The organism is Thioalkalivibrio sp. ALRh, assembly GCF_000381425.1.
Classification (GTDB): domain Bacteria; phylum Pseudomonadota; class Gammaproteobacteria; order Ectothiorhodospirales; family Ectothiorhodospiraceae; genus Thioalkalivibrio.
On sequence record NZ_KB906520.1, the window covers coordinates 21,961 to 36,071 of the forward strand.

The following is a 14,111-nucleotide window of genomic DNA, read 5'->3' on the forward strand; positions in this document are numbered from 1 at the left end:
AGGGCCGATCGGCCAGGGGGCTGGCCTACTACCGTTTGTGCCTTGGCGGCGATCCCCATTCCGGGCACCATATCCGTTCCACCCGGGGCACCCAAGGCATGACGACACACCACTCCGATCACTCGCAAACCCCGCGCCTGCGCGTGCTGCTCGGCGAAGTCACGGCCATGGGTCCGGGCAAAGCCATGCTGCTGGAGGCCATCCGCGAGAAGGGCTCCATCTCGGCCGCGGCACGCAGTGTCGGCATGTCGTACCGGCGTGCCTGGGATCTGGTCGAGACGATGAACCAGAGCTTCCGTGAGCCCATGGTCGAGACGGCCAAGGGAGGCTCAGGTGGTGGCGGCGCACAAGTAACGGAGTTCGGCGAGCGGGTACTGGCGCGCTACCGGGAGATGGAAGCCCGCGCGACAGCGGCCATTCGCGAGGAGCTGGACGACTTCAGCGAATTCCTGACCGACCCAGCCCGCCCGGACTAATACTCTTCCGCCACCAACCCTTCGGCCAGCAACGTGGCAAAGCGCTCGGCGGGTAGCGGGCGGCTGGCCAGATAGCCCTGGTAGTGATCGCAGCCCAGCTCGCGCAGCGCGCCGAGCTGCTCGCGCGTCTCCACCCCCTCTGCCAGCACGCTCAGGCCCAGCCCGTGTCCCAGCGCCACGATCGCCCGCGCAATCGAGCGGTCATCAGCATCGTGCGCACCCGCCGCCAGGCCATCCACGAAGCTCTTGTCGACCTTCAGCGTATCGACCGGGAAGCGCTTGAGCTGGGCCATGGACGAATACCCAGTCCCGAAATCGTCCACCGCGAAGCTCACGCCCCGCTCGCGCAGCCGCTGGAGGATACGCCGGGCGCGTTCGGGGTCGAACATCAGTGCCGATTCCGTAATCTCCAGCTCCAGATACTTGGCCGGATAGCCATGCCCCTCCAGCAGATCGGCCACCTGCTGGTCGATCGCCACCCGCTGAAACTGGAGTGCGGAGACATTCACCGCCAGGCGTACAGCCGGATAGCCGGCATCGCGCCAGGCCTGCCCCTGCGCCAGCACGCGCCGCAGCACCCAGTCGCCCAGCTCCACGATCAGGCCAGTCTGCTCCGCCACCGGAATGAAGCGTCCGGGCGATACGGGCCCCAGTTCGGGATCGGTCCAGCGCAGCAGGGCCTCGGCCCCGATCAGCACACCATCACTGACGCGATACTGCGGCTGGTAGTGAACCTCAAGGCTGTCCTGCTCGATCGCGCGCCGCAGCCGCGCATTCAGGTCGATGCGCTCGCGGGCCGCTTCAGTAAAGGCATCCGAGTAGTAGCGATAGCCGCCGCGCCCGTCTTCCTTGGCACGCGACAGCGCCGTACCGGCCTGCTGCAACAGGGTCTCGGCATCCGCCCCGTGGTCCGGGAACACCGCGATACCAATCGTCGCCGCGATCTCGATCTCGACACCATCACCGATATCCGCCGGACGCCCCACTTCGCGAAGGATGTCTTCAGCGACCAGTGCCGCATCATCCACATGGGCCAGGTTGTCCGCCAGCACGGCAAACTCGTCGCTGGCCAGGCGGGCGACCGTGTCGGTCCCCCGCCGCCCCGCCTGGAGACGATCGGCGACAATCTTCAGCAGGCGATCACCCGCGGCATGCCCTCTTGAGTCGTTGATGTCCTTAAAACGGTCAACGTCGATAATCAGTACCGCCAGCAGACCATTACGCCGCCGCATCAGCCCGATCGCCTGTGCCAGTCGAGCACGCAGCAACCGGCGGTTGGGCAGCTCCGTCAGGGGGTCGTGGTGCGCAAGAAAGTCGAGCTCGGCCTCCGAGGCCTTGAGACGGGAGATATCCGCGAACACGGAGACATAGTGTGTCAGGCGACCCTGGTCATCGCGCACTGCCGTGATGCTTTGCAGCTCGGGGAAGATCTCGCCGGTCTTGCGCCGGTTCCAGATCTCGCCCTGCCAGTGCCCTTCGGTCTCGATCTGACGCCGCATGTTGGCGTAGAAGGCCTGGTCGTGGCGACCCGACTGGAACATCTTGGGCGTGCGCCCCACTACCTCGTCCTGGGTATATCCCATCAACTCGGTGAATGCGCCATTGACCGACAGGATATGGGCGGTGGCGTCGGTAATCACCACGCCCTCGCGGGTGTTCTCGAATACCACCGAGGCCAGCCGTCGGCGCTCCTCCTCCTCGCGCCGCTCGGTGATATCCTCGATGGTTGCGACCACGCGATCCACGGCGCCGTCGGCGGTACGCGTGCACTTCACATCGATGTCGGTGACCAGAACGCGCCCATCCCGGCGCAGCAGTCGCTTCTGGATGCTGTAACTATCCCGCTCGCCGGCCTGCATGGCCGCGTCCAGCGGCGCTTCACAGCCGCGATCCTCGGGCACCGCCAGCCGATCCCAGTCGGTCCGCACCAGTTCCTCTGGCGAGTAGCCCAGCATCTGTGCCAGGAACGGGTTGACCCGCTCCCAGCCCCTGCCGCCCGGATACGAGATCGCCATGCCCAGAAACGGCATGTCGAAGTACAACCGCAGCAGACGGTCCTGCTCGGCATGCGAATGCATCAGCTGCAAGTGATGGCGCAGCCATTGCTGACGCCAAAGCAGACCGCCCCCTGCCAGCACGACCAGCCATACAAAGAGTGTGGCCGCCCCCATCCAGATCGCCTGCTGGCGCGGAACGATCGCCAGGGGTGCGACATCTCGCTTGAGGATCAGGTCCCATCCCGGCGCCGACAGTGGCTGTACGCCCGCCAGAAAACCACCATCGGCGTCATCGAACAACGCCACGCGCACACCGTCTCGTTCCTGATCGAGCAGCTCGCTGCGCAAGCGCGCAAAGGCCTCGGGCGGGTCGATAATTCGTCCGCCCCCTGCCTCGATCCGCGCGATCGTAGCCCAGCGTGCGTCCTCCCGAGCCACTACATGCGGGTCCACGGTGCCCGCTTCCTCGCCCACGGTCAGGAGCGCCCGCAGCGTCTCGATACCGGAGGACAACACGACTACGGCAACCGCCTCGCCCTCCGGGTCCACGCGGTCCTCGACGGGGACCGCCCAGCTGATACGGGCCTCGCCCCGGGCATTCGCATGCAGATGGGGGGTGCTCACCTCGCCGCTGACCAGGGCCTCCGTCACCGCCTTGTCCACCGCGGCATGGTCCAGCGAGTTGTGCCCCACCTCGACAATCGGGCGCCAGTCGCGGTCAATCAGCGTGATGGCGTCATAGTCGTAGCGCTCGTGCATCAGTTCCAGGCGGTGACGGACCTGTTCCAACGCCAGCGCCGACTGCATCTCGACCGCGGTTCGTGCAAAGACGGAGAAGTCCCGCGCCTCGGCGAGTACCATCGCATCGCCTTCGCGCTCGGCCAGCCAGCGATCCAGCAGCCCGGCTTTCAGGAAGGCAGAGCGGTGCAGTTCCTCTTGCGCCTGCCGCTGGGCCGAGGCGTACTGCACATGGTAGGTCACCAGGGTGGCCCCGATGATCGAGACAATCACGACCAGCACGAGCAATAGCCAGGGCCCGTAGCCGAAACCCCCGGGGCGCAGCGGGCTGGTGACTGCCCCCCCCTCCGGAGGGCGCGCCAGGACCCAGCGGATGGCCAGCAACAGGGCCATACCCGAGACGATCACGAACCCGAAGCCCTTCCCGAGGTTCGCTACTGTCAGCGCATCGCCGACCTGCCCACCCGACCACCAGGCCACCACCGCATCAGACAATGCAATCCACAGCAGACCCAGCACCGTGTAGGTACCGGCAATCCAGGCTGCAGGGCGCAGGGGGCTGTGTACGCGTTCATTCACGCGCAACCGCCCGTCCACGCCGTACCGCGTGACCTGCGCCAGCTTTCGTCCGGCCCCACCCTGCTCACTCGCATGCCGCTCCCAATGGTCGATCCATGCCGCACTCCGGACAGGCGACATAATCGGTAAGCGATATGCCGCTCGCGCATTATGCCCACAAAAGCGAATGGGGCACGTCCCGGACGTGCCCCATTCGCTGCTTCATCAACCGCGCCCCCGAATTCCGGGTCCGCGGGTCGAGTTGGAGGCGGATTATTCCGCTACAGTCTGCTCGATGATGGCCTCGATCTCGTTGCTGGAGAGTTCCATCACTTCCGCAATCTCGTCCGGCATCATCGGCAGGAAGGCCGGGACGTTCATCCGCGAGATAAAGACATCCCCCTGGCTGTCCTGGTAGATGCTGACGCGGCAGGGCATGAAGGCCGAGACCGGCCGAAACGCGTCTTCCTCGAGAATGCGGGCGCTGTACTCCCCGCTGCAGACGTCGATGATGACTACCGGATCCAGTGTGAAACCACGCTGCGAGAGCACACCGGACATGTAGTTCTTGTTCAGCACGCTCCAGCCGGCGTCTTTCACCTGGGCCTCGAAGGCCTCGACCGTGTCCGGGAAGGACATCGGGCTGGGCGTGACCTTGACCATGTCCGGCTGCTCGCCGCCATGGCTGCCGGCCTGGGCGGCACCGGCGAGCAGCAAACCCGCGAACAGCATCGCGAAAATCGGCAGGAACCGGGCACCGGCGCGTGATGTCATCTTTGTAAGCGTTCTGGTCATTGCAATTCTCCTGGCGTGAATCGGCACAAGCTTGTGATTAGAGGCCGCCCGGAGAGTTCCCGGAGGCTGCGGGGCCATTATTCGGGCACCGGCGCGGGAAGGTATTGACCCAGATCAACGGAATGCGATTCAGACGCGCTCCAGCCCCTGCGGGCAATGCGGACGCGACCCACGAAGCCAGACGACAAGGAGCACGACATGGAGGCCACACTGAAGGACGGGACCCTAACCCTGAAGATCGACAAGAAGACCGCCGAGAGCATCGCGGAGAACATCACCGAGCTTGAGGGCGAGATCAGCAACGGGGCGCGCGCGCTCGGCTCCGTACTGCAGCAGGGCGTCTACGAGCTGGGGAACGAATTCCGCCAGCCGCCACATGCCTTCGACGAGCACGCGCCCAAGCAGCCATCGATCGAGGACTGACGCGAGCCCGCTCGTATACACACGGAACCCGCAAGGAGGACGTTATGCACCTGGAAAAGGCCGAGAACGGCGAACTGCTGATCACGATGCCGGAGGCGGAGGCCTCCGATGCCCTGGCCACGCTGAAAAAGCGCGCCGATGAACTGGACGAATGCGAGGAACTGACCGAAGCCCTCGAAGAGGCCGGGATCCAGCTGCCCGCGCAGCCCGATCACATCCGGCACGAGTACATGCCCCCGGCGGATTAATGATCCGATCTGCCACCCGGCCCGCGAGCGGGCCGGGTTTTCCCATCAGGCGTTGACCTGTTCCACGGCCCCCAGGGGATCGTCACACACCTCGAGGATGGTCAGGAACCCGCTGATCTCGAACACCTCGCGAATCGGATCCCCGATCTCGCACAGCACCAGTCTCCCACCGTTCTGCTTGACCTTCTTCGCGGTCATCAGCATCACGCGAAGGCCCGCGCTGGAGATGTAGTCGACGTCGCCAAAGCGGATGACCAGCGACGGGTGATCTTCCATCCGCTGGAACAGATGGGCCTCGAATTCGGGCGAGGTATTGCTGTCCAGACGGCCGGTCGGACTGACGACCAGCACGCCGTCGATCGTCTCTTCGTTGACTTGCATCGGTGCGCCTTGCCTTTTCGTTTGCGTTGAATAGCGGCCCCGCCCACACGCGCTACACCGCGCGGACGCGACCGGAATCAGACCGGTTGCTTGCGCAGGGTCAGACGATTGACGCCATCGGCGGATCGGTAGTCGATCTCGTCCATCAGCGTCTTCATGAAATGAATCCCCAGCCCGCCGACCTGACGCGACTCGATATCACCGTCGAGCTGGGCCTCGGGGGCATCGGTCAGCGGATTGAAGGCCTGGCCGTCGTCGGTGACCGTAATCGTCAGCCCGTCATCCGCCTTGCGCAGCTCCACCTCGATGGTGTGCTCCGCGCCATCATCGAAGGCGTAGGTGATTAGATTGGTCAGCCACTCGTCCAGCACCAGATTAATCGGGTAGACCGAGGACATCGAGACGCCGGCCTCCTCGCAGAAGGCCTCCACCTGCTCGGCCAGGCGCGGGATCTCCCGCAGTTCAGTCTGGATCCGGAACGCCCGCTGCATCATGCACTCCCTGCCGGCGCTCGACGAGCGAACGCCCGTCGAGTCAAAAGGTATTCGCGACGCTGGCAACCCCCGGCGCGCGCGAGCGCACCAGGCGCTCGACCACGTTCTTCAGATCCAGCGTCGAACGCGGGCAGCCTACACAGGCCCCCTTCAAGCGCACCCGTACGGTGCGCCCGTCGAGCTCCACGAACTCGATATCGCCGCCGTCCTGCATCAGGATGCGCCGTGCCTCCTCGATCGCCGCGCGCACCGCATCTTCGTCGATCGGCCCGTCCGCCGGGACATCGGACGCCTCGCGCTCGGCGAAGGTCTGTGCCCGGTCCAGGCGCAGGGCCAGTTCCGGATCAAGCTCCTCGATCGCGTCCAGTTCGTCCTCACTGTACACATGATCCGGGTCGTCGTTCAGCAGGTGGGAGACGTCCACCATCACCTGTGCCTTGTCGGGTCCCGCCATGGTCGGTCCTCCGCATGATCGCATTCGCGCCAGTATAGCAACGCCCCATGCCCACCCGGCCCGAAGCCGCACGCGCCAACCGGATTCCGGTGTTGCGACTGGCGGCCAGCGCAGGCGGACCCGCAGCCGGCGCAGGTCATCAGGATCCAAGCGCGCGGCATGCAGCCAGAGCCGCCACAGGCGCCCCCCGTCCCGTTCGCGCAGCACCAGCAGGACCATCCCGGCCAGGACCCGGCTGTCGGGCAACAACTCCACCCAGGTTACCTGTTCCTGGCGAAGGCCCTCGCGGGTCGCGACCCAGGTATCCCCCTCCGGCGTCTGCCCCAGCCAGGCCCAGTCCGGTGCCGCATCGCGACGCTGCCACCACCAGCCGACGGCCGCCAGGCCCCAGACGGGCAGCAGCATCCACAACGGGCTGTAGACCAGCACAAAACCGGAGACGGCGAGGACCAGCAGGATTTGCCCGGCCTGCGCGAGCCGCGGCAGGACGGGGTCAGGGTGCAGTCTCAGCCGCAGCGGCGGCGCGGATCGCCGGGACAAGCCGCGCTATCCCGTCATCCACCGTGGTCTGGCGACCCATGACCACATCCAGTAGCACATTGTCGGGGTAGTCGAGCAGGCGCTCGAAGGCATCGCGACCCTCCTGGTCCAGTTGCGCATATCCCTGCGCAAGAAACTGCCCGAGCAGCCAGTCGTTCTCCAGCATGCCGCGGCGGCAACGCCAGCGGGTGCGGCTGTCGGGTTCCATCACAGCGACTTCTTGAGCATGGTGCGGCGGATATCGCCGATCGCCCGGCTCGGGTTCAGGCCCTTCGGGCAGACCTGCGTGCAGTTCATGATGGTGTGGCAGCGGTAGAGCTTCCAGGCATCGTCCAGCTCAGCCAGGCGGTGATCGGTGGCCTCGTCGCGGCTGTCCTGGATGAAGCGCGCGGCCTGCAGCAGTGCGGCCGGGCCGAGGAACTTGTCCGGGTTCCACCAGTACGACGGGCAGGCGGCGGAACAGCAGCCGCACAGGATGCACTCGTACAGGCCGTCCAGCTGGTCACGATCCTCCGGGCTCTGCTTGCGCTCGACTTCGGGCTCCGGGCTGTCGTTGACCAGCCAGGGCTCGGCTCTTCGGTACTGCTCCCAGAAGTTGCCCATGTCCACGATCAGGTCGCGGATCACCGGCATCCCCGGGAACGGACGCAGCGTGACCGGCCCCTCCAGATCCGCCAGTGGCGTGATGCAGGCCAGGCCGTTCATGCCGTTAATGTTCATGCCGTCGGAGCCGCAGACCCCGTGCTGGCAGGAGCGGCGAAAGCCCAGCGAGTCATCCTGCTCCTTCAGCAACAGCAGGGCATCCAGCAACATCATCCCCGGCTCGATCTGGTCGTCGGGCAGGGTGAAGCGCTGCATCTTCGGCAGCGTGTCCGTCTCCGGGTTGAAGCGGTAGATCGAGAATTCCAATCGTCTCTCCTGTCAGCGTTGCTACAGGTTGTCTATTGCGATCCAGCCCCCTGAAATCGCCGCCTCCTGATCTCATACGGTCCGTGGTGCGCGGGATGTGTCAATCCCTGCGAAATGCACCGAACGTGGTCCGATCAGGCGCCTGTTGATGCGATTCGCTAAGCTCATCGCATCCTACGGCCCTCATCGCATCCTGCGAGGCTTCCCTGCAAGCAGCACCGGCCGTCAATACACCCGCTCCTTCGGCGGGAACGAGGCCACGGTGTTCGGCTGGGTGCGCACCGGCTTGTAGTCGAGGCTGTCGTCGGCCAGCGAGTACAGGCTGTGCTTGAGCCAGTGCTGGTCGTCGCGCTCGGGGAAGTCAATGCGCGAATGCGCCCCGCGGCTCTCCTCGCGTCCCAGCGCGGAGCGGATGGTCGCGATCGCGCAGTCCATCAGGTTCTCCAGCTCCATCGCCTCCACCCGCGCGGTGTTGAAGGTGGCCGAGTGGTCCGCGATCACCGCGTGGTTCAAGCGCTCGCGCAGCGCGCGGACCTTCTCCACCCCCTCGCGCATCACCTCGTCGCTGCGGAACACCGAGCAGTGGTCCTCCATCACCTTGCGCAGTTCGCGCTTGAGCGGTTCGACCTGCTCGGCGGAGCCGTCGCCCGGGTCCTTGCGGTCCCAGCGCGTGAGCCGCGCCATCGCCTGCTCCACCGCCGTCTCGTCCAGCGGCCGGTGATAGCGGTTCTCGCCCAGGTACTCGAGGATGTGATTGGCCGCCGCACGCCCGAATACGAGGATATCCAGCAGCGAGTTGCCGCCCAGGCGGTTGGCCCCGTGCACCGAGACACAGGCGGCCTCGCCGGCCGCGTACAACCCCGGAACCGGGTCCTCCGGGGTGTCCTTGACCGGCGCCACCACCTGGCCGAAGCGGTTGGTCGGGATCCCGCCCATGCTGTAGTGGCAGGTGGGGAACACCGGGATCGGGGCCTCGATCGGGTCCACCCCGAGGAAGGTCATGCTGGTCTCGCGGATGCCCGGCAGACGCTGCATGATCGTGTCCGCGCCCAGGTGGCGCAGATCCAGCAGCACATGGTCGGCATTGCGCCCGCAGCCCCGGCCCTCGCGCACCTCGGTGGCGATGGAACGGCTGACCACGTCGCGCGAGGCCAGGTCCTTCGCCCGCGGGGCATAGCGCTCCATGAAGCGCTCACCCTCGGAGTTGATCAGGAACCCGCCCTCGCCGCGCGCGCCCTCGGTAATCAGCATCCCGCGCCCGGCGATCCCGGTCGGATGGAACTGCACGAACTCCATGTCCTCCAGCGGCACCCCGGCGCGCAGCGCCATCGCCATGCCGTCGCCGGTGTTGATCAGCGCGTTGGTGGTGGTGCGGAACAGCTGCCCCGCCCCGCCGGTGGCGATCAGCGTGGTCTTGGCCTCGATCACGATCGGCTCGCCGGTCAGGATCTCGAAGGCCAGCACACCGAGCACGAAGCCCTGCTCGTCGCGCAGCAGGTCCACCGCGAAGTACTCGTCAAAAAAGTGCGTGCGTGCGCGCAGGTTCTGCTGGTACAGCGAGTGCAGGATCGCGTGCCCGGTACGGTCGGCCGCCGCACAGGTACGCGCCGCCTGGTCCTGACCGAAGTTCTGGCTCTGCCCGCCGAAGGCGCGCTGGTAGATGTTGCCGTTGTCCAGACGCGAGAACGGCACGCCGAAGTGGTCCAGCTCGTAGACCACCTTGGGCGCCGCGCGGCACATGTACTCGATCGCATCCTGGTCGCCCAGGTAGTCCGAGCCCTTCACGGTGTCGAACATGTGCCAGTGCCAGGAGTCCGGCAGCACGTTGGCCAGCGCGGCGTTTACCCCGCCCTGCGCGGCGACCGTGTGCGAACGCGTGGGAAACACCTTGGAGACCACCGCGACCTTGGCATCGCCGTTGGACAGCTGCAGCGCGGCGCGCAGGCCCGCGCCACCGGCGCCGATGATCAGCGCGTCGAATTTGCGCCGGGTCAGATTCATGCAAGCCCCGTTCGAATCAGGAGGTAGAGGGCCCACAGGCCCAGAAGAATGAGCGCGCCCGCGCCGAGGGTCAGCACGGTCAGGCGCAGCGCCAGCGGCTTCACGTAGTCGAGTACGACATCGCGCAGCCCGATCCACGCATGCAGCAGCAGGAGCACGACAAACAGTGCACTGCCCAGCGCCACCACCGGGTGCGCGATCACCGCCACCCAGGCCGCGTGATCGGCCGGCGGGGCGATCAGGAAATAGCCCAGGGCTGCGATCACGAACAGCCCCACGTAGACCGCGGTGATCCGCTGCAGCAGCCAGGCGCCCTGCCCCGACAGCAGCCTCACAGGATCAGCCCCAGCCAGACGGCGAGCGTGGCGAAGATTGCGGCGTACAGGGCATCACGCGCGGTGCGCAGCGAGCCGGCCCGGTCCTCCCCGATGCCGAACTCCATCAGCAGATAACGAATCCCCGCGAACAGGTGATGCAGCAGCCACCACAGGCCGATCAGCAGCAGCGCCAGCCCGACCGGGTGCCGGATGATCGCGGCCACCTGCGCAAAGCCCTCCGGGCTCGCCAGCGAGCGATCCAGCAGCCACAACAGCACGGGGATGGCGAGAATCAGGAGAATCCCGGTAATACGGTGCAGGATGGAAACTACGGCATTCAGCGGTAGGCGGATCTTGCGCAGATCCAGGAAAACGGGCCGTGCCGGAGAACTCATGCCACCCCCAAAACCGGATGATGAAAAATGTCGGGCTGACACCCTGCAAGAGGTTCGTCTACTATCGACCCGCTTGGTTCAGCCGGTCGCCCGACCTGTGTTGAGCTTACCACCTCAATCCGCCGCCGTGGGTCCCCAAGGCCACCAGCCGAACGGACACACGACGCGCTGCCACGGGAGAGTTTTCGATGCGCGAAGACTGGAAGAATCACCTGATCGACGCCGGGGCCGAGTTCGAGGACGACGACCTCCTGCACTACGGAAACCCCGAACGCGAACGCCGCATGGCCATCAATGGCGAGGTGATCTGCGACCTGTCCCACCGGGGCCTGCTGGAGGTCCGCGGCGAGGACGCGACCGAGTTCCTGCAGGGCCAGTTCGGCAACGACATCACCCAGGTCGATGCCAGCCACAGCCAGATTTCCAGCTACTCCAGCCCCAAAGGGCGCGCCTACGCGGTGTTTCGCGTGCTGCGCACCGCGGACAGCTACCTCCTGGAGATGCCGGCTGACCGCATCGAGGCCATCGCCAAGCGGTTGCGGATGTTCGTGCTGCGGGCCCATGTGGTGATCGAGCGCGCCGACGACTCGCGCATCCACTTCGGGTTTTCCGGCCCTGACGCCGAAACCGAACTGAACAACGCACTGGGCGCCCGCCCCGCGAACGTGGACGACGTGGTCGAAAAAGACGGCGTGACCATCGTGCGCGTGCCCGGGGTGCACCCGCGTTACGAGCTGTTCGGCGAGCTCGAACCGATGCGCACCGCCTGGGACAAGCTGAACGTGCGCTCGGGCCCGGTGGGGCCGCGCGAGTGGGCCCTGCTCGACATCCTCGCCGGGATGCCGACCGTGGTCGAGGCGACCAGCGAGATGTTCGTGCCGCAGATGCTTAACCTGCACGCGCTGGGGGCGATCAACTTCGAGAAGGGCTGCTACCCGGGACAGGAGGTGGTGGCCCGGATGCACTACCTCGGCAAGCTGAAGCGGCGCATGTTCCGCCTGGCAATCCCCGCCTCGGAGCTGCCGCAGCCGGGCTCACCGGTATTTCGCGCCGGAGGCAACCCGGAGCAGTCGGACGGCGAGATCGTGGCCGCGGAACTGCACCCGGACGGCCTCTACTCGGCCCTGGCGGTGGTGCAGGTGGCGGCCGCCGAAGGCGAGCTGCACTGGGGGGCACCGGATGGACCTCGGGCGGAGGTCGTCGACCTGCCCTACGCGGTACCGGAAGGAGCCTGAGCCATGCGATTCCTGTTCTTCTTCTTCGTCCTGATCCTGCTCGCGCTGTGGGCGGCCTTCTTCAGCCGCCCCAACAACCCGACGCTGTCCAATTGGCTGTACGTACTGTCCGGGGTCCTCGCCGTGCTGTTCCTGATCGGCTACCTGCGCCTGGACGGGGTGATATAGCGCGGACGAGCACGAGGAGGAGCGCCCTGCGCTATTCGCGGCCCCGGGATATTCGTGGCCCGGGCTATTCGTGAATGTAGTCGACGACCTCGAGCCCGAAACCGCCCAGGCCATGGAAGCGCTTGGGCGCGGACATCAGCTTCATGCGGCCCACGCCGCAGTCCGCCAGGATCTGCGCGCCGATGCCGTACATGCGCCACTCGGCCGAATTCTCGCGCCCGCCACGCTCCTCCTGCGGCGGCTGCCCGAGCTGTTCCAGGCGCTGCGCCAGGGCCTCGGCGCTCTCGTGCTTGCGCAGCACCACCACGACGCCCTCGCCCGCCTCGTCGATGCGGCGCAGAGCGTCGTCCAGCGGCCAGCCACGATCCGGGCCGGCATAGCCCAGGGTGTCATGCAGCGTGTTTTCCAGGTGCACGCGCACCAGGGTGCCCTGCTCCGGCTTCGGCTCGCCGCGCACCAGCGCAAAGTGTAGCTGGTGGTCGACCTCGTCCTGGAATGACAGCAGGCGGAATTCGCCGTGCGCGGTCGGGAACGGGCGCTCCGAGACGCGCTGAACGGTCTTCTCGTTCTCGATGCGGTAGCGGATCAGGTCCTCGATCGTGCCCATCTTCAGGTCGTGTTCGGCACAGAAGCGCTCGAGGTCCGGGCGCCGCGCCATCGTACCGTCCTCGTTGAGGATCTCCACGATCACCGCGGCCGGCTCGGCCCCGGCCAGGCGCGCGAGGTCGCAACCGGCCTCGGTATGGCCGGCGCGCACGATCACCCCGCCCGGCTGCGCCATCAGCGGAAAGACATGTCCCGGCTGGACGATGTCACCCGGCTGCGCGTTGGGCGCCACGGCCGTGCGGATGGTGTGCGCGCGGTCATAGGCGGAAATACCCGTAGTCACGCCCTCGGCGGCCTCGATGGACAGCGTGAAGTTGGTGCCGTGCACATCGTTGGTGTCGGTCACCATCAGCGGCAGCGCGAGCTGCTTGCAGCGCTCGCGGGTCAGCGTCAGGCAGATCAGCCCGCGGCCGTACTTGGCCATGAAGTTGATGTCCTCGGGGCGCACATGCGAGGCGAGCATCAGCAGATCGCCCTCGTTCTCGCGGTCCTCGTCGTCGACGATGACCACCATGCGCCCGGCCTGCAGTTCCTCGAGGATGGTTTCGGTATTGGAAAATTCCATGCGTGCCTTCGGTCGGGGGCCGTGCGCTCAGTCGCGCGGCCCGGAATGATTGGGGAAGCCCTGTTCGGCCAGCCAGGCCTCGGACAGATCGCCGGCATCCGTGCCCGGCTCGGCCGCGCGCTCGCCCAGCATCAGGCGCTCGAGGTAGCGCGCGATCAGGTCCACCTCCAGGTTCACCGGCGTGCCCACCGCGTAGACAGAGAAGCGGGTCAGCGACCAGGTGTGGGGGATGATGTTGACCTCGAACTCGGCCCCGTCGACGCGGTTCACGGTCAGGCTGGTGCCATCGATGGTGATCGAGCCTTTCGCCGCGATATAGCGTGCCAGCGCGGCGGGGGCACGAAAGCGCACGAGGGTCGAGCGTGCGTCCGGCTCCATCGCGACCACCTCGCCCACGCCATCGACATGGCCCGAGACCATGTGGCCGCCGAGGCGGTCGCCCAGGGCCAGTGCCCGCTCCAGGTTGACCCGGTCGCCGGGCCCCAGCCCGCCCAGCGTGGTCACGTTCAGGGACTCGCGCGATACGTCGGCGGCGAAGCCCGCGGCCGTCAGGTCGGTCACGGTCAGACACACGCCGTTGACCGCGATGGAGTCGCCCAGGCGCGTGTCCGACAGGTCCATCCCAGGTGCATTCACATGCAGGCGCACGTCGCCGCCGCTGGGCGTCAGGCGATCCAGGCTGCCAAGGGTCTCGATGATTCCGGTGAACATGGGCCTTGTATCGGTTTCAGGCCGCCCCGGGAAGGGACGCCGCGAGCCGCCCATCTTAGGGAAACGCGAAGGCGTTCGCACCACACGATGGAGGACGTAT

The 14,111-nt window shown here is 66.5% G+C and carries 17 protein-coding genes; 5 read left to right on the top strand and 12 right to left on the bottom strand.

All coding sequences use genetic code 11. The features are described from left to right. The first annotated feature begins 98 nt into the window (after positions 1 to 98). Positions 99 to 476, top strand: coding sequence for a winged helix-turn-helix domain-containing protein (locus F791_RS0107895; protein ID WP_018138476.1), 378 nt, complete (start codon positions 99 to 101; stop codon positions 474 to 476). Here the strand turns inward: F791_RS0107895 and F791_RS0107900 are convergent. Next, a complete protein-coding gene (locus F791_RS0107900; RefSeq protein WP_018138475.1) occupies positions 473 to 3,808 on the bottom strand; it encodes a GGDEF domain-containing phosphodiesterase in 3,336 nt (1,111 codons plus the stop codon). The genes F791_RS0107895 and F791_RS0107900 overlap by 4 nt on opposite strands. Before the next feature lie 234 nt (positions 3,809 to 4,042). Next, positions 4,043 to 4,543 (bottom strand): DUF302 domain-containing protein, encoded by a 501-nt coding sequence (locus tag F791_RS0107905; protein ID WP_018138474.1) that lies wholly within the window; start codon positions 4,541 to 4,543, stop codon positions 4,043 to 4,045. Positions 4,544 to 4,762: 219 nt separating this feature from the next. Here F791_RS0107905 and F791_RS0107910 point away from each other — a divergent pair, with 219 nt between their 5' ends. Together F791_RS0107910 and F791_RS0107915 are read left to right on the top strand one after the other, a co-directional pair. Beyond that, entirely contained in the window at positions 4,763 to 4,987 is a 225-nt protein-coding gene (locus F791_RS0107910) for a hypothetical protein (RefSeq protein ID WP_018138473.1), read from the top strand. Positions 4,988 to 5,031: 44 nt separating this feature from the next. Further along, positions 5,032 to 5,235: a hypothetical protein gene (locus F791_RS0107915; RefSeq protein ID WP_018138472.1), complete on the top strand. Its 204-nt coding sequence runs from the start codon at positions 5,032 to 5,034 to the stop codon at positions 5,233 to 5,235. A 45-nt stretch (positions 5,236 to 5,280) separates the two neighbouring features. Here F791_RS0107915 and F791_RS0107920 read toward each other — a convergent pair whose 3' ends face one another. The 8 genes from F791_RS0107920 to sdhC all read right to left on the bottom strand — a co-directional run bounded on the left by F791_RS0107920 (position 5,281) and on the right by sdhC (position 10,726). Next, positions 5,281 to 5,616, bottom strand: a complete 336-nt coding sequence (locus tag F791_RS0107920) for an STAS domain-containing protein (RefSeq protein WP_018138471.1) — start codon at positions 5,614 to 5,616, stop codon at positions 5,281 to 5,283. Positions 5,617 to 5,693: 77 nt separating this feature from the next. Next, on the bottom strand, positions 5,694 to 6,107 hold the full coding sequence (locus tag F791_RS0107925; protein WP_018138470.1) for an ATP-binding protein: 414 nt from the start codon (positions 6,105 to 6,107) through the stop codon (positions 5,694 to 5,696). Between the two features lie 43 nt (positions 6,108 to 6,150). Beyond that, positions 6,151 to 7,104, bottom strand: coding sequence for a NifU family protein (locus F791_RS0107930; RefSeq protein ID WP_018862921.1), 954 nt, complete (start codon positions 7,102 to 7,104; stop codon positions 6,151 to 6,153). Further along, on the bottom strand, positions 7,058 to 7,312 hold the full coding sequence (locus tag F791_RS0107935; protein ID WP_018175480.1) for a succinate dehydrogenase assembly factor 2: 255 nt from the start codon (positions 7,310 to 7,312) through the stop codon (positions 7,058 to 7,060). The genes F791_RS0107930 and F791_RS0107935 overlap by 47 nt, the downstream gene beginning before the upstream one ends. After that, entirely contained in the window at positions 7,312 to 8,013 is a 702-nt protein-coding gene (locus F791_RS0107940) for a succinate dehydrogenase iron-sulfur subunit (RefSeq protein ID WP_018138467.1), read from the bottom strand. The genes F791_RS0107935 and F791_RS0107940 overlap by 1 nt, the downstream gene beginning before the upstream one ends. Before the next feature lie 225 nt (positions 8,014 to 8,238). Next, positions 8,239 to 10,014 carry a succinate dehydrogenase flavoprotein subunit gene (sdhA, locus tag F791_RS0107945; RefSeq protein WP_018138466.1) on the bottom strand — a complete coding sequence of 592 codons (1,776 nt, stop codon included), beginning with the start codon at positions 10,012 to 10,014 and terminating at the stop codon, positions 8,239 to 8,241. Beyond that, positions 10,011 to 10,349: a succinate dehydrogenase, hydrophobic membrane anchor protein gene (gene sdhD, locus F791_RS0107950; RefSeq protein WP_018138465.1), complete on the bottom strand. Its 339-nt coding sequence runs from the start codon at positions 10,347 to 10,349 to the stop codon at positions 10,011 to 10,013. The genes sdhA and sdhD overlap by 4 nt, the downstream gene beginning before the upstream one ends. Continuing rightward, positions 10,346 to 10,726 (bottom strand): succinate dehydrogenase, cytochrome b556 subunit, encoded by a 381-nt coding sequence (gene sdhC, locus F791_RS0107955; protein ID WP_018138464.1) that lies wholly within the window; start codon positions 10,724 to 10,726, stop codon positions 10,346 to 10,348. Before sdhC ends, sdhD begins: the two co-directional genes overlap by 4 nt. 188 nt (positions 10,727 to 10,914) lie before the next feature. Here sdhC and F791_RS0107960 point away from each other — a divergent pair, with 188 nt between their 5' ends. Both F791_RS0107960 and F791_RS13775 read left to right on the top strand, forming a co-directional pair. Next, positions 10,915 to 11,961: a folate-binding protein YgfZ gene (locus F791_RS0107960; protein WP_018138463.1), complete on the top strand. Its 1,047-nt coding sequence runs from the start codon at positions 10,915 to 10,917 to the stop codon at positions 11,959 to 11,961. A 3-nt stretch (positions 11,962 to 11,964) separates the two neighbouring features. Then, positions 11,965 to 12,129: a hypothetical protein gene (locus F791_RS13775; RefSeq protein WP_018138462.1), complete on the top strand. Its 165-nt coding sequence runs from the start codon at positions 11,965 to 11,967 to the stop codon at positions 12,127 to 12,129. Between the two features lie 64 nt (positions 12,130 to 12,193). On the opposite strand, the gene ribBA is transcribed toward F791_RS13775, so the two are convergent. Both ribBA and F791_RS0107975 read right to left on the bottom strand, forming a co-directional pair. Continuing rightward, positions 12,194 to 13,300, bottom strand: a complete 1,107-nt coding sequence (gene ribBA / locus F791_RS0107970; RefSeq protein WP_018138461.1) for a bifunctional 3,4-dihydroxy-2-butanone-4-phosphate synthase/GTP cyclohydrolase II — start codon at positions 13,298 to 13,300, stop codon at positions 12,194 to 12,196. 27 nt (positions 13,301 to 13,327) lie between these two features. Then, positions 13,328 to 14,011 (bottom strand): riboflavin synthase, encoded by a 684-nt coding sequence (locus tag F791_RS0107975; RefSeq protein ID WP_018994791.1) that lies wholly within the window; start codon positions 14,009 to 14,011, stop codon positions 13,328 to 13,330. Positions 14,012 to 14,111 lie beyond the last annotated feature (100 nt).

Excerpts from the sequence above, each read along its gene's own strand:
- F791_RS0107935 (WP_018175480.1), bottom strand. The coding sequence starts at position 7,312 with ATGGAACCCGACAGCCGCACCCGCTGGCGTTGCCGCCGCGGCATGCTG.
- F791_RS0107920 (WP_018138471.1), bottom strand. The coding sequence starts at position 5,616 with ATGCAAGTCAACGAAGAGACGATCGACGGCGTGCTGGTCGTCAGTCCG.
- F791_RS0107915 (WP_018138472.1), top strand. The coding sequence starts at position 5,032 with ATGCACCTGGAAAAGGCCGAGAACGGCGAACTGCTGATCACGATGCCG.
- F791_RS0107895 (WP_018138476.1), top strand. The coding sequence starts at position 99 with ATGACGACACACCACTCCGATCACTCGCAAACCCCGCGCCTGCGCGTG.
- F791_RS0107905 (WP_018138474.1), bottom strand. The coding sequence starts at position 4,543 with ATGACATCACGCGCCGGTGCCCGGTTCCTGCCGATTTTCGCGATGCTG.
- F791_RS0107925 (WP_018138470.1), bottom strand. The coding sequence starts at position 6,107 with ATGCAGCGGGCGTTCCGGATCCAGACTGAACTGCGGGAGATCCCGCGC.
- F791_RS13775 (WP_018138462.1), top strand. The coding sequence starts at position 11,965 with ATGCGATTCCTGTTCTTCTTCTTCGTCCTGATCCTGCTCGCGCTGTGG.
- sdhA (WP_018138466.1), bottom strand. The coding sequence starts at position 10,014 with ATGAATCTGACCCGGCGCAAATTCGACGCGCTGATCATCGGCGCCGGT.
- F791_RS0107975 (WP_018994791.1), bottom strand. The coding sequence starts at position 14,011 with ATGTTCACCGGAATCATCGAGACCCTTGGCAGCCTGGATCGCCTGACG.
- ribBA (WP_018138461.1), bottom strand. The coding sequence starts at position 13,300 with ATGGAATTTTCCAATACCGAAACCATCCTCGAGGAACTGCAGGCCGGG.
- F791_RS0107960 (WP_018138463.1), top strand. The coding sequence starts at position 10,915 with ATGCGCGAAGACTGGAAGAATCACCTGATCGACGCCGGGGCCGAGTTC.
- sdhC (WP_018138464.1), bottom strand. The coding sequence starts at position 10,726 with ATGAGTTCTCCGGCACGGCCCGTTTTCCTGGATCTGCGCAAGATCCGC.
- F791_RS0107910 (WP_018138473.1), top strand. The coding sequence starts at position 4,763 with ATGGAGGCCACACTGAAGGACGGGACCCTAACCCTGAAGATCGACAAG.